Below are 25,325 nucleotides of genomic sequence, written 5' to 3'. Positions count from 1 at the left end.
TTTCTTCACGCCAAGCTAATTCCACTTCGCCCGAAAACGCGCTAGGCACGGGGCCATGTCGACTGCATCCATTTTGCCCACGGCCGCGCGCGGCAAGCGCATTCCCACGATCCGGCGGCTCGGGGCATGGCTGGCCTCGCGCGCCAGCGATCCCAAAGCCGGCCTGTGGCTGGTGACCGGCTTTGCGGCGGTTCACGCGGTCCTGTGGACGCTGATTCTGGTCAATCTGAAGACCGGGCAGGACGTCCATATGGACGTCGCGGAAGCCTTCGCCTGGGGGCAGAAGTTCCTGCTCGGCTATGGCAAGCACCCGCCGCTGTCCGGATGGGTCGCAGGCGTCTGGTTCATGCTCTTTCCGGTCACGGACTGGGCGACCTATGCGCTGGCGATGGCGACGCTCGGTTGCGGGCTCGTGATCTGCTGGTGGCTGGCGTTGCGTGTGGTCGATCGCCGCCGCGCGTTCTTCGTCGTGGTGATGCTGGCGCTCTATCCGATCTTCAACTTCAAGGGCTTCAAATACAATCCGGACCTGTTGCAGCTCGTCACGTTGCCGCTCGTCGTGCTGGCCTATCTCGACGCGTTCGAGAAGCGCAGCATCAGGTCTGGCGTGTGGCTCGGGCTCGCCGGTGCGCTGGCGCTGATGACCAAATATTGGGTGCTGACCATGATCGGCGCTATCGGTCTTGCCGCGCTGATCCATCCTGCGCGCTTGCAATTCCTGCGCTCGCCCGCGCCGTGGGTCGCGATTGCCACGCTCGTGGTGGCAATGCTGCCGCACTTGATGTGGCTGAAGCAGGTCGACTTCGTCCCGCTCACCTATGCCGGCGATACGTATTCGCTCACCGACCGCGCGATGATCGACGATCTCGCGCTGGGCTATGTCAAGCATAATCTCGCACTGCTGGCCTTGCCGGTGGTGCTCGGCGCGATCGCGCTTGGCTGGCGGCCGTTGCGCTTGACACCGTTTCCGGCCCTGGCGCGTGGCGCCAGTTCCGGCGTGAACATGTCCCAGGCGCTCAATGTCTGGGTCATCCAGGCAGTGGTGGCGATCGGACCGCCGCTCGGCGCCCTGATATTCCACGTCTACATCAAGACCGACTGGGGCATTTCGCTGTTCTTCCTGATGCCGCTCGCGCTGATCGCAATCCCCGCGGTGCGGGTTCGCAAAATTGCGCTGTTGAACCTGACGGTGACCTGGCTGGTGATTTCGCTCGTCGTGCTGGCGGCCTCGCCAAAGATCGTCGCCCATGAAATGAATGAAAAGCGCACGGCAGGCGCGACCTACCGGGCGCGCTCCGAACTCGCCCGCGAACTGACGGAAGCCTGGCACACGCGCTTTTATTCACGCTGGCCGGTGGTCGCGGCCTACACCGATACCGGCCAGCCCGTCACCTTCTACAGCCCCGATCATCCGGCGCCGCTGACCCCTGACGAGCCATGGTCGTCCGGTCTGACTTCGCTCGACGACGCGAAGCGATCGGGTTTCATCGGCATCTGCGAGGTCGGCGACTGGAAGCTGGAAAAATGCGAGGCGTGGATGAAGGCCCATGCCGCCAATGCCGAGCGCATGGTGATGACTACGCGGCGATACTTCTTAGGCTACCCCGGCCCCGCGACGGCCTGGAACATCTTTATCGTGCCGCCGGCCAAATAGAAGCAGCCACAAGAAAATCAAAAGGGGGGTAACGCATGGATATCGATCTGACGGACAAGACGGCGCTCGTCACCGGTTCGACGCGCGGCATCGGGCTCGCGACCGCCATCGGGCTTGCGCAAATGGGTGCGGAAGTGATCGTCAACGGACGCGACAAGGCGGCGGTCGGCGAGGCCGTGGCAAAAGTCCAACAGGCTGCGCCGTCGGCCAAGGTGCATGCCGCGACGTTCGATCTCGGCAACGCGGCGGGCTGTGCCGCGCTCGTGAAGCAATTCCCTGACGTCGACATCCTCGTCAACAATCTCGGGATCTATGAGCCGAAGGGCTTCTTCGACATCGAGGACGCGGATTGGACCAAGATGTTTGAAGTCAACGTCATGAGCGGGGTCCGGCTGACCCGGCATTATTTGAAGCGGATGCTTGATAACAAGGACTGGGGCCGCGTCGTGTTCGTCTCCAGCGAGTCCGGCGTCTATATCCCGAAGGAGATGGTGCACTACGGCTTCTCCAAGTCGGCGCAACTCGTCATTGCGCGCGGCGCGGCCGAGACCACCAAGGGCACCAACGTAACCGTCAATTCGGTGATGCCCGGCCCGACCTGGGTCGAGATGGCGCCGGTCCGTCTGGCCGCGCGCGCCGAGGCGGCAGGAACCACCGTCGACGATCTCGTCCAGCGCACCTTCACCGAACGCCGGCCGGCGTCGCTGTTGCAGCGCTACGCCAAGCCGGAAGAGGTTGCCAATCTGATCTGCTACGTCTGCTCGAAAGCCTCCAGCGCCACCAACGGCGCCGCGCTTCGTGTCGACGGGGGGATTGTGACGAACCCGTTTTGATGGTGTCAGGCCGTGGAGCCGTAGGGTGGGCAAAGCGAAGCGTGCCCACCATCTCTCCGAAAACGTTGTCTTGAATGGTGGGCACGCTGCGCTTTGCCCACCCTACGAATACCGTTGATGCCGCTCACGTACCTTCTTCGTTGAACTTGTCGGCCACCAGCGCGGCTATGGCGTCGACCGCGGCTTGCGCTTCCGGCCCCTTCGCCGACACCGTAACGGTGGTTCCCGGTCCCGCCGCCAGCATCATCAATCCCATGATCGAGGTGCCGCCCACGGTCTCGTTGCCGCGCGTCACCCAGACCTCGGCATTGAAGCGTTCGACCATCTGGACGAACTTCGCCGATGCCCGCGCGTGCAGGCCGCGCTTGTTGATAATGAGAAGTTCCCGCGAAATGGCGTCCGCAGGCACGCTCGGCCCGAGTTCCTTTTCGGGCGCGGCCTCGTCGCTCATTTGCCGGCGAGCACGCGGCTGGCGATGGTGACGTATTTGCGGCCGGCTTCCTGGGCCATGGCGATGGCGTCCGGAAGCGAGCGCTCTTCACGCACCTTGGCGAGCTTAACCAGCATGGGAAGATTGATGCCTGCGAGCACCTCCACCTTGGGGCGGCTCATGCAGGAAATCGCAAGGTTGGAAGGTGTGCCGCCGAACATGTCGGTGAGGATGGCGACACCATCGCCGCTGTCAACGCGATTCACCGCTTCGATGATATCGCTTCGACACAGATCGGAGTCGTCCTCGGCTCCAATCGTGATGGCTTCAATTTGTTTTTGCGGACCCATGACATGTTCGAGCGCCGCCTTGAACTCGTCGGCAAGGCGCCCATGGGTCACAAGCACTAGACCAATCATCGGAAACTCCTCGCGGGTGCTTTTTGGTGCACCGCACGAACGCGCCACTTTGACCATCCAGAGGCCCCGCGCAAGAGGGCATCTTGGCTATTGTTCCAGTACTTGGCGGTAAACAGTGAGGCCTGTGCCGGTTTAATCGGTGGCGATATTGGGGCTTATATGGTTACCAATCCCCTTCGAACAATCATCCAAAGGTTGGACCGAATCTGAACTTGCGGTTGTCGTGAGGGCAGCTGCAATCAGCGGGAGGGGGTCATAGTCGCTTCCAACGGGGATTCGCGGTAGTGAAACACCGTTTAGGCGGATAGAGAGTGCTTCCGGCGGCGGCAGGCGCTCCGCATCGCTGGCCGCGAGATCGACCACAATGCCGACAATAGCCTCAATCGCGAAGTCGCAGCGGCGGATGCCGAGGCCCCGGACCTCGATCAGACCGGCCAGTTCCGGCGCCGGGCGGACCCACAATTCTCCGGCCACTGTGTCGAGATGGACACGGTCATCGCCGACCAGAACGGCCGGCGGAAGCTGTCCGGCGCGTCCGGCGAGAATCAGATCGAAGGCCAGCCGGGACTTGCCGGCGCCTGACGGCCCGCGGATCAGCACGGCGCGGTCGCCCACCAGCACCGCGGAGGCGTGCACGCTCGCGCCCTGCGTCATCATGGCGCTGGCAGCCGCACCACGAAGCGCGCGCCGACCACCGTCGGCCTGCCGTCGGCATCGGCTGGGCCGTGGCGATTTTCCGCCCAGACCCGCCCGTTATGCGCTTCGATGATCTGCTTGGAGATCGACAGGCCCAGGCCCGAGTTCTGGCCAAAGCCCTGATGCGGCCGGTCGGTATAGAAGCGCTCGAAGATGCGCTCCAGCGCATCCTCGCCGATGCCCGGCCCGTCGTCATCGACGACGATCTCGATTTCCGAGCGCGCGCGGCGGCAGGTGACGCGCACCTTGCCGCCAGGCGTGGAGAACGATTGCGCGTTGGACAGCAGGTTGGAGATCACCTGCCCGAGCCGGGAATCATGGCCAGGCACGGAGAACGTGTCGGTCGCTCCACGGCCCTCAAAGCGCGCCTCGACCGCGACGTCGTGGCCGAGCCTGGTTTCGTTGGCGACCGAGGTCAGCGTCGTCAGCAGCCGGCGCATATCGACCGGCGCCATGTCCTGGCGCTGCAATTCGGCATCGAGGCGGCTGGCGTCGGAAATATCCGAGATCAGCCGGTCGAGCCGCTTGACGTCGTGCTCGATCACCTCGAGCAGGCGCGCGCGGCTGGTGTCGTTGCGCGCCAACGGCAGCGTTTCCACCGCCGACCGCAGCGAGGTCAGCGGGTTCTTCAATTCATGGGCGACGTCGGCGGCGAACATCTCGATCGCCTCGATGCGGCTATAGAGCGCATTCGTCATGTCGCGCAGCGCGCCCGAGAGATGGCCGATCTCGTCGCGGCGGCGGGTGAAATCGGGAATCTCGACGCGGGTCTGGATGCGCCGGCGGACGCGCTCGGCGCCGTCGGCCAGCCGCCGCACCGGACCTGCGATCGTGCTCGCCAGCAGCAGCGACAGCACGATCATGACGGCGGAGGCGACACCGCCGACCTTCAGGATCGCCAGCCGCTCGGCGGTCACCATCTGGTCGATGTCATCGCCCTGCGTCGAGAGCATCAGCGCGCCATGCACGGCGCGGAACCGCTGCACGGGGACTGCGACCGAGACGATCACCTCGCCGCGGTCGTTGACCCGCACCATGCTGCTCTTGACGCCGTCGAGCGCCTGCACGATTTCCTGGTAGCCCTTGCCGTTCTCGGGGCCGAGTTCGCGATACAGCGGCAGGTCGCCGCGGTTGAGCCAGGTGCGGACCGAGATCGTGGCGCGCTCGACGAAGCCCGGCTTCTCCGTCGAGGGCGGCGGCAGTTCGAAACGCAACACGTCGCCGCGGCCGTAGAGACTGCGGCTGTCGAGAATCATGCCGCCGTCGCCGCCATAGATGCGCGCGCGGGTCTTGGTCGGCGAGATCAGCCGCCGCAACACCGGCGCGACGCGCTCCGGATTGATCGGAAAATCCAGCCCCGAGGATTCGTCCGGCGCGCCGTAGCTTTCGCCGGGCTTGAGGTCGAGCAGGCGGTCCGGATCGATGGTGATGGTGTTGGTTTCGACGGTGGCGGAGGCGGCAATCGCGCCGGCGATGATTTCGGCCTGCACCAGCAGGCTCTGCGCGCGCGCGTCGATCAGGCCGGCGCGGAACTGCGAGAGATAGAGAATGCTCGCCACCAGGGCGACGAGGCCCGCCAGATTGAGCGAAACGATTCGGCGCGTGAGGCTGGAGAAGGAGAGCGCGAAGAAGAATTGCCCGGCCCGGCGCAGCCAGCCCAGCGGCCGCCGCCACCCCTTCTCGCCCGGATTAACGTCGGCAACGCGATCCCGATCGGGGAGCTCCGAAGCATCCTCGTGGTTCAGGCTGGGATCGGACTGCGTTCGATCTAGCAAGGGCTGAAACTGCCGTTTGTGATGCGCCGCTCTGTAATTCTACGCTTCTACGTCGAACGGGCGGATGTGTCAGTCGGCACTTCCGCCCGTAAAACGCAGATCAGGCTTCCTTGAAGCGATAGCCGACGCCGTACAGCGTCTCGATCATCTCGAAATCGTCGTCGACCACCTTGAACTTCTTGCGCAGCCGCTTGATGTGGCTGTCGATGGTGCGGTCGTCGACATAGACCTGATCGTCATAGGCCGCGTCCATCAGCGCGTTGCGGCTTTTCACCACACCGGGCCTGGTCGCCAGCGCCTGCAGGATCAAAAATTCCGTCACCGTCAGCGTCACCGGCTCGTTCTTCCAGGTGCAGGTGTGACGTTCCGGATCCATCCGCAGCAGGCCGCGGTCGAGAGCACGCGCATCCGGCTCCTTCGGCACGGCGGTCGGATCCTTGGGCTGGCCGCGGCGGAGCACGGCCTTGACACGCTCGACCAGCAGGCGCTGCGAGAACGGCTTGCGGATGAAATCGTCGGCACCCATCTTGAGACCGAACAATTCGTCGATCTCTTCATCCTTGGAGGTCAGGAAGATCACCGGCAGATCGGACTTCTGCCGTAGCCGGCGCAGCGTTTCCATGCCGTCCATGCGCGGCATCTTGATGTCGAGGATCGCGAGATCCGGCGGCGAAGTGCGGAAGCCGTCGAGCGCCGAAGCACCATCCGTGTAGGTCATGATGCGATAGCCTTCGGCTTCGAGCGCGATCGACACGGAAGTGAGAATGTTGCGGTCATCATCGACCAGGGCGATTGTGGGCATGAGCCTGCTTTCGAATAAGAGAGTGGCTTAAACGGCGGGCAATTCAGCCAGACGCCGCATAAATGGGCTTCGTACACGGTCAACGAGCAATGCAAGCTGGGCTGAAGTGTGACCGAGTTCCACAAAACGTTTCTGCAGAGATACGCCGTCCCCCATATAGCACCCTGTCGGGTCGAGAAAAGGCCCTTTTTGCAATAAGATGGCCGGAAAGGAACCATGCAGCCCACCGCCGATTTTGAAGCTTCCAAACTTGCCCGTTCGCTGCTGCGGCGCAGCCGGCAGGGCGCGCTCGCCACCCTTATGCCCGAAAGCGGCGATCCCTATTGCTCCTTGGTTAACGTCGCAAGCCACGCCGACGCATCCCCGATTCTGCTGATTTCGCGGCTCGCGCTGCATACGAAAAATATTCTTGGCGACGGCCGCGTGTCTCTGATGTTGGACGAGCGCGCCGCCGGCGATCCCCTGGAGGGCGCGCGAATCATGCTGGCGGGCCGGGCCGAGGAGGCCACAGGCGAGACGGCGAAAATCCTGCGCCGGCGCTACCTCAACGCCCATCCATCCGCGGAAGCCTTTGTGGATTTCAAGGATTTCTCGTTCTTTCGGATCGCCCCGTCAGGCCTGCATCTGGTCGCCGGTTTTGGCCGCATCATCGACCTCAAGCCGGAGCAGTTTGTGACCGAGATCGGCGATGCCGCCGATTTGCTGGAAGCCGAGCAGGGCGCGGTCGAGCATATGAACGAGGATCACCGCGAGGCGATGAACCTCTACGCGACCAAACTACTGGGGGCAGAATCCGGCGACTGGTGCTGCACCGGCTGTGACCCCGACGGCATGGACATGCAGGCCGGCACGGCGACGCTGCGGCTCGATTTCCCGGAACGGGTCACCAGCGCCATGGCACTGCGCAAGATGCTGGTGCGGCTGGCGGGCGAGGCGCGGGCCAAGGGCTAACGAGGGCTAACGCCGGCACCCAAAGCGGATTTGAACGGGGCGCGGACGTTTCCGCGACCTAATCCATGCCCGTTCAAAGGTGACCAGCGAAAGCCGCATGAAATCCCGCAATCGACTGATATTTTCAGTGTGTCTCGCGCTGTTGTCGAGCACGTGCCTCTCCGCACCGTCGCTGGCGCAAAAGGGCGATGTCGCCGCGCTTAGCGCCAAAATCAACGAACTCGGCCGCGCCGGCAAATACACCGAAGCCGTCGCGCTGGCGCAGGCACAAGTCGAAAGCCTCGAGAAAAATTCGATCCCGCGCATCGCGACGTCGGCGCTGCGCTGAACAATCTGGCGCAGGCCTACCGCAACCAGGGCAGGGACGGCGAAGCCGAACCGCTGTTCAAGCGCGCGCTTTCCGTCCGCGAAAAATCGCTGGGAGGCGGTCATCCGGATCTCGGACAATCCCTGAACAATCTGGCGACGCACTGCGAGAAGCTCGGCCGTCACAGCGATTCCGAACCGTTGTCTGGCTGTTGAAGCGTCAGGCGGTGTCGATCTTGCCGTCGGCCGCGAGCCTGAAAGCGCTGCGCACAACTGCCCGACACCGCCGACGAACTCAACGCGATTGCCAAAGGCCTCGGCGTCGAGGCTGCCGATATTCACCTCGGCGAGGGTGCCGCGCGTTGAAATTTTCTAATTGTGCGTCGCAGCAATTTTCAGTCGGGCCGGGCAGCGACGGATGGTCGCGCAACCACGACGGCAAACCAACGAAAAGCGCTGCAGCAAACGATTGATGCAGATCAACCGCCCTCGCTCGAATAAACCAAATCGCGTGGATCGGCTTGGCAAGCCCAGCGTTCATCAGTATTAGGTCGCCGGACCGAGGCCGGAAGGCTATATTCAGGGGTCACCGCGACAGAGCGCGTCAAGCGAGATGCGCGCGATTCGAGTAACGCGGGTTCGAGGAGGATTTCTTCGTGCAAGAGACGGGTCTACGCAACGGTGCCTTCGGCGCCGACAAATTCGGCTTAAGAAATCTCAACACGGTGCACTGGAATCTCGGTGCGCCGCAGCTCTATCAATATTCACTCGCGGCGGGCGAGGCCGTGCTGTCGGCCGACGGTGCGCTGTGCGCGGACACCGGTGAGTTCACCGGCCGCAGCCCCAAGGACAAGTTCACGGTTCGCGATGCGACCACCGACAAGAACATGTGGTGGGCCGGCAACCAGTCGATATCAGCGGATCAGTTCTCCGCGCTCTATGCCGACTTCCTCAAGCATGCCGAAGGCATGAAGCTGTTCGCGCAGGACCTCTACGGCGGCGCCGATCCCAGCTTCCAGATCAAGACGCGCGTCTTCACCGAGCTCGCCTGGCACTCGCTGTTCATCCGTACGCTGCTGATCCGCCCCGAGGCGTCGGCGCTGCAGGATTTCGTTCCCGAGCTCACCATCATTGACCTGCCGAGCTTCCGCGCCGATCCGAAACGTCACGGCGTGCGCTCGGAGAACGTCGTCGCGATCGATTTCGCCCGCAAGATCGTCCTGATCGGCGGGTCTTATTATGCCGGCGAGATGAAGAAGTCGGTGTTCACGACGCTGAACTATTATCTGCCTGCCAAGGGCGTGCTGCCGATGCACTGTTCGGCCAACGTCGGTCCCAAGGGCGACACCGCGATCTTCTTCGGCCTGTCCGGCACCGGCAAGACCACGCTGTCGGCTGATCCCAACCGCACGCTGATCGGCGACGACGAGCACGGCTGGGGCAATGACGGCGTCTTCAATTTCGAGGGCGGCTGCTACGCCAAGTGCATCAAGCTGTCGGAAGAAGCCGAACCGCAGATCTTCGCCGCCAGCAACCGCTTCGGCGCCGTGCTGGAAAACGTCGTGATGGACGAACGCACCCGCGTTCCCGATTTCGATGACGGCTCGAAGACCGAAAACACCCGTTCGGCCTATCCGCTCGACTTCATTCCGAACGCCTCGCGCACCGGCCGCGCCGGTCAGCCGAAGAACGTCGTGATGCTGGCGGCCGATGCCTTCGGCGTGCTGCCGCCGATTGCAAAGCTCTCGCCGGCGCAGGCGATGTATCACTTCCTGTCCGGCTACACCGCCAAGGTCGCCGGCACCGAGCGCGGTCTCGGCAACGAGCCGCAGCCGGAATTCTCCACCTGCTTCGGCTCGCCGTTCCTGCCGCTCGATCCCTCCGTCTACGGCAACATGCTGCGTGAGCTGATCGCCAAGCACAATGTCGATTGCTGGCTGGTCAATACCGGCTGGACCGGCGGTAAATTCGGCACCGGCAGCCGGATGCCGATCAAGGTCACGCGCGCGCTGCTGACCGCAGCGCTCGACGGCAGCCTGCGCAATGTCGAATTCCGCACCGACAAGTATTTCGGCTTTGCGGTGCCGACGGCGCTGCCGGGCGTGCCGAGCGAGATCCTCAATCCCGTCAACACCTGGAAGGACAAGGCCGAGTTCGACAAGACCGCGCGCGCGCTGGTCGGCATGTTCCAGAAGAACTTTGCCAAGTTCGAAGCCCAGGTCGACGCCGAAGTCCGCGCCGCTGCGCCGGATCTGAAGCTCGCGGCGGAGTAATCGCCTCGCACCATTCGAGAACGACGAGGGCGGCCGAGAGGGCCGCCCTTTTCGTTTCACGCTGCGCTGTGCGTTCGCGCCTCGATGGAGGCAAACATCGTGGCGCGCATATCCAGCAGCGCTCGCCGCGCCTACTTGTTTTCCGGCAGCACCGCATTGGTCGGTGTCCGCCGGTCGGTGATCTGCAGCCCGAAAAGGCTGCCGATCAGTTCGACGGCGACGCGCGCGGTACGGCCACGTTCGTCGAGAAACGGGTTGAGCTCGACGATATCGACCGAGCGCACCAGGTCGGAATCGTGCAGCAGTTCCATGATGAGATGCGCTTCGCGATAGGTCGCGCCGCCTGGCACCGTGGTGCCGACGCCGGGCGCGACGGCTGGATCGAGAAAATCGACGTCGAAGCTCAAATGCAGGACGCCGTTTTGCGCCCGCACGCGCTCGATGACCTTGCGGATCAGCACGCCGACGCCGAACTCGTCGATCGCGCGCATGTCGGCGATCGCGACGCCGCGCTCGAACACCAGCTGCTTTTCCGGCGGATCGATCGAGCGGATGCCGAACAGGTCGAGTTTGTCGGGACCGATCGAGGCGCGGGGATGGTTGCCGAGCAGCCCGTCGAGGCCGCCTTCGCCGCACAGGAAGGCCGCCGACATGCCGTGCATGTTGCCGGTTTCCGTCGTCTGCGGCGTGTTGTAGTCGGCATGGGCATCGACCCACAGCACGAACAGCGGCCGGCCCTGCTCCTGCCAGTAGCGCGCAACGCCGTTCACCGATCCCATCGACAGCGAGTGATCGCCGCCCATGAAGATCGGAACGGCGCCGGAGCGCGCCAGTGAATAGGAACGTTCGCTGAGCTCGCGGATCCAGCCCTTGATCGTGTCGTAATATTTGGCATTTGCGGGCGGCGGGCCCTCATCGGGAGCAACGTCAGGCTTGGCCATGTTGCCGTGGTCCTCGACGGCAAAGCCGAGCTGATTGAGGATGCGGCCGATGCCCGCGGTGCGCAGCGCGTCCGGCCCCATCAAGGTTCCGAGTTGCGAGGCCCCGATCTCGATGGGGACGCCGAGCAGCGCGATGCGGGCAGCGTTGGCGTCGGACATAGAGCGGACCTCCGAAGAATCGTAGGGTGGGCAAAGCGTAAGCGTGCCCACCATTGAAGGCAACGATTCGATGGATGGTGGGCACGGCGCAAACGCGCCTTTGCCCACCCCTACGCCGCTACGCCTTGAAATAAGCGATCTGCGTCGTCGTCGCGAGCAACCGTCCCGACGGCGACCACAATTCGCCGTTCTGGTCGCCATAGCTCCTGTGGAAGATCTTGGCATCAGCCACTGCCAACACCCGCGTGATGTCCTCGGCCGCGAGTTCGTCCGACGACGTGTGGAAGTAGGTCGTCAGGGAGACCGTGCCGAACGGTATCAATTCCCGGCGCGCCAGAAATACCCGGCCGAAGAACGCGTCCGACATCGACATCAGCGACAGCATGTCGATCTTTCGCGGCACGTGGTCGCCGATCCATTGCTTTGAGTACGCGTCGAGCGGCGACGCCGCCGGCGAGCCGTAGAAACTCGGCTCGCCCTCGACGAAGCGGAAATCATACTGGTGTGTCCACGTCATCGGCGTGTTCGGAAACGCGCGCGCCTGCTCGAACGGGATGGCGCCCGGAAACGCCGCCTGCTGGTGCGACCAGGATGGACGGCGCTCGGCGAACACGGCGGTCGCCAGCGTCGCGACGTCGCCGCCGCCTTGCGTCATCTCCACGCACCAATGCTGGCTCGAACGGTTGGCCTTGACCACGCGAATGTCGAGATCGAACGCGCCTTCGGCGATCGGCGCGCAGAAATTCACGGTTAGCGACAGCGGATCGCCCGAGCGCTGCGGATGGTCGATCAGCGCGCGCAGGATGGTGGCGGCCGTGCAGCCGCCGAACGGGCCGACAAAGGCCCAGTAGTCCGGGCTGGTCTTGCCCTGCCAGCAGCTATCGCCGGCGGTGATCTGCGTGGCGTCGTCGAAAAGATGCGGGGCTTTTGTCAGCATTGATACTCTTCGATCTTGAGAGGCGCGACGCAGTTGCCGCAAACGCCGTCATTGCTTCGCTCCGCTCGCAATGACGAGGATGCAGTATCGCGACTATTCCGCCGATTTCAATGACGCCAGAGGTAATGGATTCCCGCCGGCCGGGATTTACCGCGTCGCCCCGCGCTGGGCGCCGACTTCCGGCACCGGCGCGGCCGCGCGCACCGGCACGTTCCAGATATCTTCGGCATACTCCCGGATCGTGCGGTCGGAGGAGAACCACGGCATCCGCGCGACGTTGAGGATCGAGGCGCGGGTCCAGGCCGGCACTACCTGCCAGCGGGCGTCGATGCCGCGCTGGGCCGCGTAGTAGGAATCGAAATCGGCCGAGACCATGTAGTGATCGAGATAGCGCAGCGCGTGGCCGATGGAAGCAAAGCGGGCGGGATCGTCGGGCGAGAAGGCGCCGCTCTCGATGGCGGTAATCGCCCGCGCCAGCCGTGGCGAGCGGCTGATCACATCCGTCGCGTCCAGCCCCTGCTTGCGGCGGACCATGACGTCGCCGGCCTCCATGCCGAAGATCGCGATGTTCTCAGCGCCGACATGGTCGCGGATTTCAATATTGGCGCCGTCAAGCGTGCCGATGGTGAGCGCGCCGTTGAGCGCCAGCTTCATGTTGCCGGTGCCGGAGGCTTCCATGCCGGCGGTCGAAATCTGCTCGGACAAATCGGCGGCCGGAATGATCACCTCGGCGAGGCTGACATTGTAGTCGGCGAGGAAGACGACCTTCAGCCTTCCTGCGACATCAGGGTCGTTGTTGACGGCTTCGGCGACGTCGTTGATCAGCTTGATGATCAGCTTGGCGTAGCGATAGCTCGCCGCCGCCTTGCCGGCGAAGATCTTGACCCGCGGCACCCACTCGCGCTGCGGTTCGTCCTTGATCGCCTGATACAGCGCGACGGTCTCGACGACGTTGAGCAGTTGCCGCTTGTATTCATGGATGCGCTTGATCTGGATATCGAACAGCGCCGAGGGATCGATCTTGATCCGGAGCCGCTCGTTGATCAGCCGTGCCAGCGCAACCTTGTTCTGATGCTTGACGTCGCGAAAACGCTGCTGGAATGAGTTGTCGCTGGCGCGCGCCTCTAGCCGTTCGAACAGCGAGAAGTCGTCCAGCACGGCCTCGCCGCAGACTTCGCGCAGCAGCTCCGTCAGTTTTGGATTGGCCAGCATCAGCCAGCGGCGAAAGGTGATGCCGTTGGTCTTGTTGGTGATGCGGCCGGGATAGAGATGGTTGAGATCGTGGAACACGGTCTCCTTCATCAGGTCGGAATGCATCGCCGAGACGCCGTTGATGCGGTGCGAGCCGACGAAAGCGAGCTGCCCCATCCGCACCCGCCGTCCGGACTTCTCGTCGATCAGCGATACCGAGGCGCGGTAATCGATGTCGCCGGGACAACGCTGATCTGCCAACGCCAGATGCGCGGTATTGATGCGGTAGATGATTTCGAGATGCCGCGGCAACAGCCGCTCGAACAGTTCGACCGGCCAGGTCTCCAGCGCCTCCGGCAGCAGCGTGTGATTGGTGTAGGACAGCGTCGCCACCGTGATCTTCCACGCTTCGTCCCAGCGGAAATTGTGCAGGTCGACCAGGATGCGCATCAGCTCGGTGACGGCGAGGCTCGGATGGGTGTCGTTGAGCTGCACCGCGACCTTGGAGGGGAGGTTGCGCAACTGCCCGTCGGAAGCGAGGTGCCGCTTGATCAGGTCCTGCAGCGAGGCCGACACGAAGAAATATTCCTGCCGCAGCCGGAGTTCGCGCCCCGCCGGGCTCTCGTCATTCGGATAGAGGAACTTGCAGATCGATTCCGCGCGTGCCTCCTCGGCGACGGCGCCGAGATAATCGCCGGTGTTGAAGACGTCGAGCCGCAGCGGGTCGGGCGCGCGCGCCGACCACAGCCGCAGCGCGTTGACGTGCTGGCCGCGCCAGCCCACGATCGGGGTGTCGTAGGCGACAGCCTGCACGGTTTCTCCCGGACGCCAGGTGGCGCGGTCGCGGCCGCGGTCGTCGACGTGGTCGACAAAGCCGCCGAAATGGATGTGGTAGACCACTTCGGCTCGCTGGAATTCCCAGGGGTTGCCAAAACTCAGCCATTCGTCCGGGTATTCGTGCTGCCAGCCCTGCGCGATGATCTGGCGGAACAGGCCGAAATCGTAGCGGATGCCGTAGCCGATGGCGGGAATGGCGAGCGTCGCCATGCTCTCCATGAAGCACGCCGCAAGCCGCCCCAAGCCGCCATTGCCGAGCGCCGCGTCCGGCTCGCATTTGCGCAGGTCGTCAAGCCCGACGCCGAGATCGCCGAGCGCCGCTTCGAACACCGGCAGCAGGCCCAGATTGTTCAGCGCGTCGGTGAACAGCCGGCCGATCAGGAATTCGAGCGAGAGGTAATAGACCCGCTTGCTGCCGGCGTCGTAGCTCTCCTTTTCTGCGGTCAGCCAGCGGTGCACGATGCGGTCGCGCAGCGCCAGCGCCGCGGCCTTGTACCAGTCGCGCCGTGTCGCCATGCCGGCGTCCTTGCCGATCGCAAGCCGGAGCTTGGCGAGGATCGCACCCTTGATCTCGGCCAGCGCCAGTTCATCGATCGGCTGGCCCATCGCCGGATAATTGGCCGGATAGTTTCCTGGGAGTTGTTCCTGCAATACGTTGATTCCTGCGATTGAGACTCAGAACGAAGATACGCGCCTTGCCCGGCAATCGAAACGCCGGAGTATGCCGGAGTGTGTTGTGCGCTGCGCTGGTATGATTTTATGCAAGGACCGGGCCGATTTCGCGGCACCGGTGGCCGGCTTTTGGTGATATAATCGAGGCACGAAAGCCTGTGGGATCGCTGGGGTTTGAGTGGCCGGGCGCAAGTGCGCGAAGGAAACGCGTGCCGCCAGAACGGGAGGCCTGCCATGAGGTTGACGATCGAGATCGCCGCCACAGCGTTGTTGGTAGTCTGCATCAGCGCGACCAGCGCAGCCTTTGCCGCCGGCAACGCCGCCAGGAGTGCCGACGGCCTGAGCTGTTCGTTCAGTGTCGCGCAAGGCGCTTCGCCCGCCGCGCGTTGTGCGGCGATCAAGCGGCAGTGCGGCGGAAAGTTCCACGCCAATTATTGCGGCGACAAGCTGTTGTCGGCGATGTGAGGAATTGAGGCCCTCGTTCACATTCGCAGCCCGTGCCAGACTTGGCCTTCCTCTTTAAAGCCGGGGTGACAGAGGTAGAGCTGCAGCAGCAGCCTGGTGTGCATGGCTAGCGATATCTCGTCGAGAGATGCGGAAAGCGAGGCTTGATCGTCACTGTCGAGGGTGGAGACGATCGCGTGCGCCCGCTCGATCGCATCGACCGCTTCCAGTATCAGCAAGCGGATTTGGGTGGCCTTTGTCCCGTCCATCGTTCGATCGTTTGCGGCAAAATCGCCGGGAGGCAACCATCGATAGCTGATATTTCGAGGTGCAGCCAGAACAAATTAAGAACATCTTAGCAAGTATTTGATATATCATTGTGATTCGGCACATCGCTGACACAACATTTATGGTCTATCCGAGTTTGCGAGGACTACATGTCCACTATCGCCTTCGATCAGTTCGCTCTCACCCGTGTCGCCGATTTCGCGCGCTCGCTGTCGCGCCTGCATCAGGCCTCGCGCCGCCGGCCCGTCGACGACGACGCGATCGACCGCGAGTTCAACTCGGTCTGCATGTCGGTGTGGGGCTACACCACGGACGATTTCAGCGACGAGCTGTTTTCGGTCGAGGACCACGCCTTTCTCGACGCGCTGGACGAAGCGCAGGCGCGAATCTTCGCCGCCGAACAGGGCTACGACCTGGTCGACGATCAGGGCATGCTGACCGACTGGTGGGGATATTGCTGGATGATCCTTGCTGAGAAGCGCGGCTTGCTGACGCCGGAAAACCGCGCCGCGGCGCGTGCGGCGATCGAGGAAAAATATCTGTCGGCGCCGAACGTGATCGGGGTGATCGTCGGGCGGTGAATGCACTCGGGCATCAATCGCGTAACCCGGCCCCATTCTACTTTGCATGGGGTTGTTTTCGATATTTTGTGTCCGGGTCCAGCGGTGGAAGATCGTCAGTCCCGCTTTAGTTCACTTCCGCCCGCTTCGCCGGCTTCGGCGCAACCGTCTTCGGTATGGAGGCGGTCGGCAGTTCGACATCGCGTCTCGTCTCGGGAAGCGGCGCGTTGGCCGCGACCATCTCTGCACTGACCGGCGCCACCTTCATTTCACCGAGCCGTGCGCGGACATCGGCCGTGAGGCCGGGATAGGCGGCGACGGGGGTGAATTCCGCCGTCTGGTCGGCCCCCAAGCGAACGCCGGTATAGGCTACCAGGCCGTCTGTGGTGGCGACGACGTCGCCGGAGCGCAGCGAGGTATCGAGCGTGAGATCGACCGGCGCCAGCCCGGACGGGCTTCGGCCGTTGCAGGTGCAATCGGCGCGCAACGCCTTGCGATAGGCGTAGGCGTTTTCGCTGTCGGCATAGCGCTCGCCATTGCCCGCGGCCGCGCTGTCGATATTGCTGCCGTAAAATACCTTGGTGACGCTCGCCGGGCAGAACGCCTGGCAGGTCTGAACCGGCGAGGCGTTGCCGCGCATGGTCAAGGGAAAATATTTGCCGTCGCAGCTTCGCACGCAGAACGCAGGTCCGGAACCCGCGACGCGCGGCGCTGGCGTCGGGTGAGACGGTTGATTCGTGCCGAACGGATCGGCGAAGAAGTTCGAAGGCGCTTGCCGCGACTGCTGCTTTTGTATGCCGCCGAACAGGAAATCGAACAGGCCCTCAGCGGATACGCTGGCAGGCTTCAGCATGAGGGCGCCCGCAAGGGTCGCGGCGGCCACAAGCGTCGCGCGGCGCAGCACGCGTGAAAAAGCCAATTCTGTACGCAACGCCAACTCCACCCAACAAACGCGCTGAAGCGCGACAGACTTCAGTCCGGGGTAACCTTAATGGGCGATGGTAAATGAGCTTTTACTCACGGCGAGAAGCTGGAAAAGAAATGCGGAGAAAGCGTGGCAGGCGCTCGCTCTGCGTCATGGCCGGGCTTGGCCCGGGCCAACCATCCAACCGCGGTACGTGGATGCCCGGGGCAAGCTCGGACATGACGGCAGCGCGTGCGGAGAGGACGAGCCCTCACCCCTTCAAAAATTCACCCGCCTTGTACAGCGAGCGAAACTCCAGCCCTGCCTCGGCGAAGGTTTCCGTCGCGCCTTCCTCTCGGTCGACCATGGTCAACACCAGCACGATCTCGCCGCCGGCCTCGCGCACGGCCTCGACTGCTTTCAGTGCCGAGCCTCCGGTCGTGGTGACGTCCTCGACGATCACGATGCGCTTGCCCTGCAGGGTCTCGCCCTTGGCGAGCCCCTCGACCGCGAGGCGGGCGCCATGCTCCTTCGGCTTCTTGCGCACGAAGAACGCCGCAATCGGATGCCCCTTGATCCAGGACAGCTGCGCGATCGCGCCCGCCAGCGGCACCGCACCCATTTCCAGCCCGCCGACGAAATCGAGATTGTCGTCCTTGAGCGCCTCATAGGTCAGCTCGGCGAGCAGCGCCGCGCCTTCGGGGTCGAGCATGGTCGGCTTGAGGTTGAAATAGAAGTCGCTCTTGCGGCCCGAGGCCAGCGTGATCTCGCCGCGGCCGAACGAGCGCTTGCGGATGATCTCGGCGAGGCGGGCGCGGGAGGCGGATTTGGACAAGGCGGTTTTCCTAAGGCGGTTCAGGCGGGGCGCAATCTATCGGCGCTGCCGGGCACATTCCAGCGCTGATCTCGTGCCGTCAACAGTGGCGCATGCGTCCTGCTTTCGCAGGGGCGCCCCGTTGAAAGCGCGGGTTGTAAGGCCCGGAGGTTCCGGGGTACGGGATGACCAAGCTTTTTGTGGGGGAAACCGTAAATGACGATCGAACTGCACACCTGGAACACGCCGAACGGCCGCAAGATCTCGGTTGCGCTGGAGGAAATGGGGCTGCCTTACAAGGTAATCCCGGTGAACATCACCAAGGGCGAGCAAATGGCGCCCGGTTTCCTCAAGCTGAGCCCGAACAACAAGATTCCCGCGATCCTCGATCCGGACGGTCCCGGCGGTAAGCCGGTCGGCATCTTCGAGTCCGGCGCGATCCTGCTCTATCTCGGCGAGAAGACCGGCAAGTTCCTGCCGAAGCCGCTGGCGGAGCGTATTCCGGTTTATGAATGGCTGATGTGGCAGATGGGCGGTTTCGGGCCGATGCCGGGCCAGGTGCATCATTTCATCGCGCTGGAGAATGAAACCGACCGCGCCTACGGCCTGAAGCGCTACATGGCCGAGACCCGCCGGCTCTATGGCGTGCTGGACCGCCGGCTGGAGGGGCGCGAATTCGTCGCCGACGCCTTATCGGTCGCCGATTTCGCCATCCTCGGCTGGGCCTGGCGCCACCCGCGCCACAAGGTGGAGCTGAAGGATTTTCCGAACGTCGAGCGCTGGTACAACGCACTGATGGCCCGCCCGGCCACGAAGCGCGGCATGGAAGCGAAGCTGGATTAGCGGACGCACCTTGCTTTCTTCCTTCTCCCCTTGTGGGAGAGGGGAAGGGCATCACGCCCGCTTCGCCTCGAACGCCATCTTCACCGCAAGCCCCGCCAGCACGGTCCCCATCAGCCAGCGCTGCACCCGCAGCCAACTCGGCCGTGTGCCGAGAAAGCGCGCGATCGATCCGGCAGCGAGCGCAATCATGGCGTTAACGCCAACGCTGATGACGATCTGGATCGCGCCCAGCGCCAGCGACTGCGTCAGCACGCTGCCGACAGCGGGATCGATGAACTGCGGCAACAGCGCCAGGTACAGCATCGCGATCTTCGGGTTCAAAAGATTGGTGACGAACCCCATTGCAAACAATTTGCGCGGGCCGTCGACCTGCAGCTTCTTCACCTGAAACGGCGAGCGGCCATTCGGCTTGACCGCCTGCCACGCCAGCCACAACAGATAGGCGGCGCCGGCAAAACGCAGCGCGTCATAGGCGTAGGGAACGGCGAACAGCAGCGCCGTGATGCCGAACGCCGCGCACAGCATGTAGAACACAAAACCGAGGGCTACACCGCCGAGCGAGACGATTCCGGCCACCGGGCCTTGCGTGATCGAGCGCGAGATCAGGTAGATCATGTTCGGCCCCGGCGTCAGCACGATGCCGAGCGAGACGAGCGCAAAACCGAGCAGCGTTGCAATGTGAGGCATGGGAGACCCGCGGAAGGAATGCGCAAGTTTCTAGCGCGCGCCGAACCGCGATGTCATTTCGTATATTGCTCCGAGGACATTTCTGGCGATGACAGTGTGGCTAATGCGCCTCGTCCCAATTATTGGCGGCGCGCGCGTCGACCTGCAGCGGCAGCGACAGCAGCACCGCCGGGAACGGTGCGTCCTGCATGACATGCTGCACCACCGGCAACGTCGCCGCCACTTCATTGTCGGGCACTTCAAAAATCAGTTCGTCGTGCACCTGCAAGAGCATCTGCGCCGAGAGTTTCTTCGCCGCCAGCGCGTCTTCCATTCGGATCATGGCGCGGCGGATGATGTCGGCGGCGGTGCCTTGCAGGCGCGCATTGATCGACGCGCGCTCGTTGAAAGCGCGGACCGACGCGTTGGAGGCCTTGATGTCGGGGTAGTACATCTTCCGGCCGAACAGCGTGGTGACATAGCCGTTCTTGCGGCATGATTCCTTGGTCTCGTCCATATAGGCGCGGATGCCCGGAAAGCGCTCGAAATACTTCTTGATGTAGGCGGAGGCTTCCTCGCGGGCGATGCCGAGCTGGTTCGCCAACCCGAAAGCCGAGATGCCGTAGATGATGCCGAAATTGATCGCCTTCGCGCGGCGACGCACCTCGCCCGGCATGTCCTTGATCGGCACGCCGAACATTTCGGACGCCGTCATGGCGTGAATGTCGAGCCCGTCGCGGAATGCCTGCTTCAGCACGGGGATGTCGGCGATCTCGGCCAATAGCCGCAATTCGATCTGCGAATAGTCCGCCGACACCAGCTTGTGGCCGGGCGTCGCGATAAAGGCGCGGCGGATTTTTCGGCCGTCCTCGGTGCGAACCGGGATGTTCTGCAGGTTCGGCTCGTTCGACGACAGCCGTCCCGTGGTGGTTGCGGCCAGCGCGTAGGTCGTGTGGACGCGGTGGGTCTGCGGATGGACATATTCCGGCAGCGCGTCGGTGTAGGTCGATTTCAGCTTCGACACCTGCCGCCATTCGAGGATCTTCTTCGGAAACTCGTGCCCCTGTTCGGCGAGCTCGTCGAGGATCTGCGCCGAGGTCGACCACGCGCCGGTCTTGGTCTTGGTGCCGCCGGTTATTCCCATCTTGCCGAAGATGATGTCGCCGATCTGCTTGGGGCTGCCGACATTGATCGGCTCGCCCGCGATCTCCTGAAGCTCGGCCTCGACGCGGGCCGCAGTCTGGGCGAACTCGCCCGACAGCCGCGACAGCACTTGACGGTCGATCGAGATGCCGCGCCGCTCCATTCGCGCCAGCACGCTGACCAGCGGCCGCTCCAGGGTCTCGTAGACCGTCGTCATGTGCTCGGCGATGAGGCGTGGTTTGAGCACACGATGCAGCCGCAGGATCACGTCGGCACTTTCGGCCGAATGGGCGGTCGCCCTGTCGATCGCGACCTGATCGAAGGTGAGCTTGTTCTTGCCGCTGCCGATCAGCTCGCTTTCGCCGATCACGGCATGACCAAACCAAAGTTCGGCCAGCGTATCCAGCGCATGCGAGTTGCGTCCGGCGTCGAGCGCGTACGACATCAATTGCGCATCGTCGGTATTGCGTAACGTAATGCCGTGCTGCGCCAGCATCACGGCGTTGAACTTGATGTTGAAGCCGATCTTGAGAACGCCTGATGATTCCAGCAGCGGCTTCAGCGCCGCCAGCGCGTCGCCGGCCTTGATCTGGTCGGGCGCGAGGCCGGCGTCAAACAGGCCCGCGCCGTCGCCGGACTGCCGGTGGGCGAGCGGCACGTAGCAGGCGTCGTTCGGCGCCAGCGCCAGCGCAACGCCGCAAATGTCGGCCTGCATCGGATCGTCGGAATTCGATTTGGCGTCGATCGCGAACGTGCCGGCGTCGTAGGCGCGCGCGATCCACGCTTTGAGTTCATCCAGGTTGCGGATGGTCTGATACTTGCTGCGGTCGACCGGCAGTTTTCGGGCAGCTTCGGCGCGGGCGGCGGCGAGCGAGATCGGCGCTCCCTTGGGGCTCGCGGCCTTGTCCTGCTTGTCGGCGCCTTTGGCCGGTGCGGTCCCTCCCTTACCCGAGGGCGCGGCGGCGGCGGAGCCGGGGGCATCGAACAGTGTCGCGCCCTCGGAATAGCCCTCCGGCTTCTTGCCGGATGGCGGCACTGCGAAAACGCTCGCGCCGCTCTTGTTGCCCGCATCAGCCTCCACATCGGCCGGGTCTACTTGCGAATATTCGGCCACGCGGCGGGTGAGGGTGGAGAATTCCATCGCTTTCAGGAACGCGATCAGCTTTCGTGCATCCGGCTCGTGCACGGCGAGGTCATCGAGCGGCACTTCGAGATCGACCTTGTCGTCGAGCAGCACCAGTTGTCGCGAAATTCGTGCCTTTTCGGCGTTCTCGATCAGGGCCTCGCGCCGCTTCGGCTGCTTGATCTCGCCGGCGCGGAACAACAGTTGTTCCAGATCGCCATACTCGATGATCAATTGCGCGGCGGTCTTGACGCCGATACCGGGCACGCCGGGCACGTTGTCGGTGGAGTCGCCGGCCAGCGCCTGCACCTCGACAACCTTCTCCGGCGGCACGCCGAACTTCTCGATCACTTCGGGAATACCGATCCGGCGATCCTTCATGGTGTCGTACATGGTGACGCAATCGGTCACGAGCTGCATCAGGTCCTTGTCCGAGGACACGATGGTGGCGGAAGCTCCGCGCTCGCAGGCGATGCGGACATAGGTCGCGATCAGATCGTCGGCCTCGAAGCCGACTTGCTCGAGGCAGGGCAGGTCGAACGCACGCACCGCTTCGCGGATCAGCGCGAACTGAGGAATTAGATCATCCGGCGCCGGCGGCCGGTGCGCCTTGTAGTCGGGATAGAGCTTGTTGCGGAACGTGATCTCGGATTTATCGAAGATGATCGCCAGATGCGTCGGCCGGTTATCCTCCGGCATGTCGCGCAACAGCTTCCACAACATGTTGCAGAAGCCGAGCACCGCATTGACCTGCAGCCCGTCCGATTTGCGGTTCAGCGGCGGCAGCGCGTGATAGGCGCGGAAAATGTAGGAGGAACCGTCGACCAGGAACACATGGTCGCCCTTGCCTGGTTGTTTGGCGGGCGCCTTGGCAGGGGCTTTGGCGGCGGGAGCGGGTTTCGCGGCGGCTTTGGGGGCTGATTTCGGCATGGCCGAAATTTAGGGATTTTTTGCGCGGATTGACAGCCTGGGCGGGCGGTTTTTGAGCCCAATACACACCGTCATTATCCGCGAAAGCAGAGAATCGTAGCCCGGATGGAGCGCAGCGAAATCCGGGATTCGCGCCAGTCGCGGGATTTCCCCGGATTGCGCTGCGCTCCATCCGGGCTACGAATCCTACTCCGCCGGCTGCAACGCCGGGGCGGCCTTTTTCGGCGCGATCCAGAAGGCCGCGGGGCGCTCGAACAGGAAGTCGGCGCGCAGCGCCAGCGCCAGCCGCCAGATCACCACCGCGCCAGCAACGCCGGCAACGGTGACGATCAGGGAAATCGTCCCGATATCGGTGATCAGGCCGGTCTTCAGCAGCAACGTTCGGGTCACCGCCATCGGCAGGAAGAAGGCGAGATAGATGACGATGGAATGCTCCCCGCAATAGCGCAGGAAATTGAGCCACTGCATCCGAGCCAGCAGCGCGCCCATGACGATGATGGCGCCGGCGCCGGCGAAGCCGAGCGCCAGCGAGACCAGCGGCCAATGGCTGGAGCCCGACATCACGAGGCCGCCATTGACGAGGGCCCATAGCGCCAATCCAATCAGCGCCAGCGCGGGCTTCTCCCGGGAACGGTCCGCCAGCGCGAACACGTAAGAAGCGAACAGATAGCCGGAATAGAAATAGACGAAGCGGGCACAGAATTCGTCGATCACCGTCCAGCCGGTCATGACATGCGCCATCTCCAGTGCGGCGGCGACAAGCCAGATGGCCAGCGGCGGAGCCCGTCGTGACAGTTTTGTGACGACAAAGAACACCGGCAGCAGATAAATGAACCACAGCGTGCCGAACGGCTCGACGAAGGATTCCAGATAGAGGAAGCCGACGTGGCGCCAGCCGCTCTCGGCGGCGAAGCCCGGCGCCTTGAAGCCGAACTGGATCGTCATCCACAGCACGTAGAAGTAAGCGAAGTGGACGACCTTGCGGTCGAGATAGGTGCGCCAGTCGCGGTCGATCACGACGGCGAGAAAAAGGCCTGAAATCAGGAAGAAGTCCGGCATCCGGAACGGCTGAGCGAACATGACGAACGCATGCATGAAACCGGTGTCGCCGGCCGCCTTTTCCACGCCCAGCACCGAATGCATCATCACGACCATGACGATGCAGATACCCTTGGCGTAGTCCACCCAGTCAATGCGGGTGGAATGTTCGGTGACGGCGGATGTACCGTTTAGTGTCATCGGTGTCCCTTTTCGGCGCGACGTGGCCGCATCTTCGGCCCGAACCGTTGCTTTCTCCTTTATTCATACAAATGACATGCCGGCTTACCTCGTTTTTTCCGGTTTCCCCTTTGCTGAAAAATGCTCTAAGACGCCCGCAAAATCGGGATTGGCGTTAACCATCAGATACGGGTTGTTTTCATGCGAATCGCCATGATTGGCACGGGCTATGTGGGGCTGGTATCCGGCGCCTGCTTCGCCGATTTCGGCCACCAGGTCACCTGCGTGGACAAGGACGCCGGCAAGATCGAAGCCCTGCGCCGAGGCGAGATCCCGATTTTCGAGCCCGGGCTCGACGCGCTGGTGGCCTCCAATGTCAAGGCCAAGCGGCTGGATTTCACCACCGACCTGACGGCGCCGGTCGCGGAAGCCGACGCCGTGTTCATCGCGGTCGGCACCCCGTCGCGGCGCGGCGATGGCCATGCCGACCTCACTTACGTGTACGCCGCCGCGCGCGAGATCGCCTCAGCGCTGTCGGGCTTCACGGTGGTGGTGACAAAATCGACCGTGCCGGTCGGTACCGGCGACGAGGTCGAGCGGCTGATCCGCGAAGCCAATCCGTCCGCTGACGTCGTGGTCGCCTCCAATCCGGAATTCCTGCGCGAGGGCGCCGCGATCCGCGACTTCAAATTCCCCGATCGCGTCGTGGTCGGCACTTCGGACGAGCGCGGGCGCAAGGTGCTCGGCGACGTCTACCGGCCGCTGTCGCTCAACCAGGCGCCGCTGATGTTCACGGCACGGCGCACCGCGGAGTTGATCAAATACGCTGCGAACGCGTTTCTCGCCACCAAGATCACCTTCATCAACGAGATGGCGGATCTTTCCGAAAAAGTCGGCGCCGACGTGCAGGAAGTGGCGCGCGGCATCGGGCTCGACAACCGCATCGGCACGAAATTCCTGCACGCAGGTCCGGGCTTTGGCGGCTCCTGTTTTCCCAAGGACATCCGTGCGCTGGTCAAGGTCGCGCTCGACCACGACGTGCAGCTGCGGATCGTCGAGGCAGTCCTCGGAGTCAACGACAACCGCAAGCGCGCGATGGCGCGAAAAGTTTCCAACGCGGTGGGCGGCAGCCTGCGCGGCAAAACCGTTGCCGTGCTCGGCCTGACCTTCAAGCCGGATACCGACGACATGCGCGAGGCGCCGTCGATTCCGCTGGTGACGGGCCTGCTCGACATGGGCGCCAAGGTGCGCGCGCACGATCCCGTCGGCATGGAGCAGGCGCGGAAGGAACTGCCTGACATCGAATATTGCGAAGACCCCTATGAGTGCGTGAAGGGGGCGGACGCCATGGTGCTCGTCACCGAGTGGGTGCAATACCGTGCCCTCGATTGGGAGCGAATCAAAAGCGAGATGGCGCAGCCCGTCGTGGTAGATTTGCGCAACATCTATCGTTCCGAAGACATGGCGGCCCATGGCTTCACGTATGAGAGCGTGGGGCGCGCGACGAGTTGATCTT

At 63.5% G+C, this 25,325-nt stretch carries 24 protein-coding genes; 10 read left to right on the top strand and 14 right to left on the bottom strand.

What is annotated here, in order from left to right:
- The first annotated feature begins 55 nt into the window (after positions 1-55).
- Entirely contained in the window at positions 56-1,654 is a 1,599-nt protein-coding gene (locus IVB22_RS35400) for a glycosyltransferase family 39 protein (protein WP_247521766.1), read from the top strand.
- A 35-nt stretch (positions 1,655-1,689) separates the two neighbouring features.
- Positions 1,690-2,487 (top strand): SDR family NAD(P)-dependent oxidoreductase, encoded by a 798-nt coding sequence (locus IVB22_RS35395; RefSeq protein ID WP_247521765.1) that lies wholly within the window; start codon positions 1,690-1,692, stop codon positions 2,485-2,487.
- 124 nt (positions 2,488-2,611) lie between these two features.
- On the opposite strand, the gene IVB22_RS35390 is transcribed toward IVB22_RS35395, so the two are convergent.
- The 5 genes from IVB22_RS35390 to IVB22_RS35370 all read right to left on the bottom strand — a co-directional run bounded on the left by IVB22_RS35390 (position 2,612) and on the right by IVB22_RS35370 (position 6,609).
- Entirely contained in the window at positions 2,612-2,938 is a 327-nt protein-coding gene (locus IVB22_RS35390; protein WP_247521764.1) for an HPr family phosphocarrier protein, read from the bottom strand.
- Positions 2,935-3,336 (bottom strand): PTS sugar transporter subunit IIA, encoded by a 402-nt coding sequence (locus tag IVB22_RS35385; RefSeq protein ID WP_024339151.1) that lies wholly within the window; start codon positions 3,334-3,336, stop codon positions 2,935-2,937. Before IVB22_RS35385 ends, IVB22_RS35390 begins: the two co-directional genes overlap by 4 nt.
- A 132-nt stretch (positions 3,337-3,468) precedes the next feature.
- Positions 3,469-3,993 (bottom strand): HPr kinase/phosphorylase, encoded by a 525-nt coding sequence (locus IVB22_RS35380; RefSeq protein WP_247521763.1) that lies wholly within the window; start codon positions 3,991-3,993, stop codon positions 3,469-3,471.
- Positions 3,990-5,807: a sensor histidine kinase gene (locus IVB22_RS35375; protein ID WP_276576934.1), complete on the bottom strand. Its 1,818-nt coding sequence runs from the start codon at positions 5,805-5,807 to the stop codon at positions 3,990-3,992. The genes IVB22_RS35380 and IVB22_RS35375 overlap by 4 nt, the downstream gene beginning before the upstream one ends.
- 100 nt (positions 5,808-5,907) lie before the next feature.
- Positions 5,908-6,609 carry a response regulator transcription factor gene (locus IVB22_RS35370; protein WP_027541437.1) on the bottom strand — a complete coding sequence of 234 codons (702 nt, stop codon included), beginning with the start codon at positions 6,607-6,609 and terminating at the stop codon, positions 5,908-5,910.
- Between the two features lie 216 nt (positions 6,610-6,825).
- On the opposite strand from IVB22_RS35370, the gene IVB22_RS35365 reads away from it, so the two are divergent.
- The 4 genes from IVB22_RS35365 (at position 6,826) to IVB22_RS35350 (ending at position 10,139) form a co-directional block, all read left to right on the top strand.
- Positions 6,826-7,560 (top strand): HugZ family protein, encoded by a 735-nt coding sequence (locus tag IVB22_RS35365; RefSeq protein WP_247521762.1) that lies wholly within the window; start codon positions 6,826-6,828, stop codon positions 7,558-7,560.
- Positions 7,561-7,657: 97 nt separating this feature from the next.
- Positions 7,658-7,888, top strand: a complete 231-nt coding sequence (locus tag IVB22_RS35360; protein WP_247521761.1) for a hypothetical protein — start codon at positions 7,658-7,660, stop codon at positions 7,886-7,888.
- The gene (locus IVB22_RS35355; RefSeq protein WP_308200498.1) at positions 7,798-8,082 is read left to right on the top strand and encodes a tetratricopeptide repeat protein; all 285 of its coding nucleotides are present in this window, start codon (positions 7,798-7,800) and stop codon (positions 8,080-8,082) included. Before IVB22_RS35360 ends, IVB22_RS35355 begins: the two co-directional genes overlap by 91 nt.
- Positions 8,083-8,522: 440 nt before the next feature.
- On the top strand, positions 8,523-10,139 hold the full coding sequence (locus IVB22_RS35350; RefSeq protein WP_247521760.1) for a phosphoenolpyruvate carboxykinase: 1,617 nt from the start codon (positions 8,523-8,525) through the stop codon (positions 10,137-10,139).
- Between the two features lie 131 nt (positions 10,140-10,270).
- Here IVB22_RS35350 and rocF read toward each other — a convergent pair whose 3' ends face one another.
- From rocF to IVB22_RS35335, 3 genes are all read right to left on the bottom strand, one after another.
- Positions 10,271-11,239: an arginase gene (gene rocF / locus IVB22_RS35345; protein ID WP_247521759.1), complete on the bottom strand. Its 969-nt coding sequence runs from the start codon at positions 11,237-11,239 to the stop codon at positions 10,271-10,273.
- A 118-nt stretch (positions 11,240-11,357) separates the two neighbouring features.
- Positions 11,358-12,176, bottom strand: a complete 819-nt coding sequence (locus IVB22_RS35340; RefSeq protein WP_247521758.1) for an acyl-CoA thioesterase II — start codon at positions 12,174-12,176, stop codon at positions 11,358-11,360.
- A 147-nt stretch (positions 12,177-12,323) separates the two neighbouring features.
- Positions 12,324-14,810 carry a glycogen/starch/alpha-glucan phosphorylase gene (locus tag IVB22_RS35335; RefSeq protein WP_247522078.1) on the bottom strand — a complete coding sequence of 829 codons (2,487 nt, stop codon included), beginning with the start codon at positions 14,808-14,810 and terminating at the stop codon, positions 12,324-12,326.
- 300 nt (positions 14,811-15,110) lie between these two features.
- Between IVB22_RS35335 and IVB22_RS35330 the strand changes: the two genes are divergently transcribed.
- A complete protein-coding gene (locus IVB22_RS35330; protein ID WP_247521757.1) occupies positions 15,111-15,341 on the top strand; it encodes a hypothetical protein in 231 nt (76 codons plus the stop codon).
- A 17-nt stretch (positions 15,342-15,358) separates the two neighbouring features.
- On the opposite strand, the gene IVB22_RS35325 is transcribed toward IVB22_RS35330, so the two are convergent.
- Complete coding sequence (locus IVB22_RS35325; protein ID WP_247521756.1) at positions 15,359-15,589, bottom strand: hypothetical protein; 231 nt, start codon at positions 15,587-15,589, stop codon at positions 15,359-15,361.
- A gap of 168 nt (positions 15,590-15,757) precedes the next feature.
- Here IVB22_RS35325 and IVB22_RS35320 point away from each other — a divergent pair, with 168 nt between their 5' ends.
- Entirely contained in the window at positions 15,758-16,189 is a 432-nt protein-coding gene (locus IVB22_RS35320) for a hypothetical protein (protein WP_247521755.1), read from the top strand.
- A gap of 106 nt (positions 16,190-16,295) precedes the next feature.
- Here the strand turns inward: IVB22_RS35320 and IVB22_RS35315 are convergent, their stop codons facing one another.
- Together IVB22_RS35315 and pyrE are read right to left on the bottom strand one after the other, a co-directional pair.
- Positions 16,296-17,099, bottom strand: coding sequence for a DUF2865 domain-containing protein (locus IVB22_RS35315; protein ID WP_247521754.1), 804 nt, complete (start codon positions 17,097-17,099; stop codon positions 16,296-16,298).
- A gap of 244 nt (positions 17,100-17,343) precedes the next feature.
- Positions 17,344-17,907, bottom strand: a complete 564-nt coding sequence (gene pyrE, locus IVB22_RS35310; protein ID WP_247521753.1) for an orotate phosphoribosyltransferase — start codon at positions 17,905-17,907, stop codon at positions 17,344-17,346.
- Between the two features lie 195 nt (positions 17,908-18,102).
- Between pyrE and IVB22_RS35305 the strand changes: the two genes are divergently transcribed.
- Positions 18,103-18,729 (top strand): glutathione S-transferase family protein, encoded by a 627-nt coding sequence (locus IVB22_RS35305; RefSeq protein WP_247521752.1) that lies wholly within the window; start codon positions 18,103-18,105, stop codon positions 18,727-18,729.
- A 51-nt stretch (positions 18,730-18,780) separates the two neighbouring features.
- Here the strand turns inward: IVB22_RS35305 and IVB22_RS35300 are convergent, their stop codons facing one another.
- The 3 genes from IVB22_RS35300 to IVB22_RS35290 form a co-directional block, all read right to left on the bottom strand.
- On the bottom strand, positions 18,781-19,416 hold the full coding sequence (locus tag IVB22_RS35300; RefSeq protein ID WP_247521751.1) for a LysE family translocator: 636 nt from the start codon (positions 19,414-19,416) through the stop codon (positions 18,781-18,783).
- A gap of 100 nt (positions 19,417-19,516) precedes the next feature.
- Positions 19,517-22,591: a DNA polymerase I gene (gene polA, locus IVB22_RS35295; RefSeq protein WP_247521750.1), complete on the bottom strand. Its 3,075-nt coding sequence runs from the start codon at positions 22,589-22,591 to the stop codon at positions 19,517-19,519.
- A 186-nt stretch (positions 22,592-22,777) separates the two neighbouring features.
- Positions 22,778-23,830 carry an acyltransferase family protein gene (locus IVB22_RS35290; RefSeq protein WP_247521749.1) on the bottom strand — a complete coding sequence of 351 codons (1,053 nt, stop codon included), beginning with the start codon at positions 23,828-23,830 and terminating at the stop codon, positions 22,778-22,780.
- A gap of 180 nt (positions 23,831-24,010) precedes the next feature.
- Between IVB22_RS35290 and IVB22_RS35285 the strand changes: the two genes are divergently transcribed.
- Complete coding sequence (locus IVB22_RS35285; protein WP_247521748.1) at positions 24,011-25,321, top strand: UDP-glucose/GDP-mannose dehydrogenase family protein; 1,311 nt, start codon at positions 24,011-24,013, stop codon at positions 25,319-25,321.
- Positions 25,322-25,325: the final 4 nt, after the last annotated feature.

Origin of the sequence: Bradyrhizobium sp. 190 (assembly GCF_023073415.1) — a bacterium.
In the GTDB taxonomy this organism is placed as follows: Bacteria; Pseudomonadota; Alphaproteobacteria; order Rhizobiales; family Xanthobacteraceae; genus Bradyrhizobium.
Note: the sequence above shows the minus strand (reverse complement) of the source record. Positions and strands in the feature narration are given on the sequence as shown.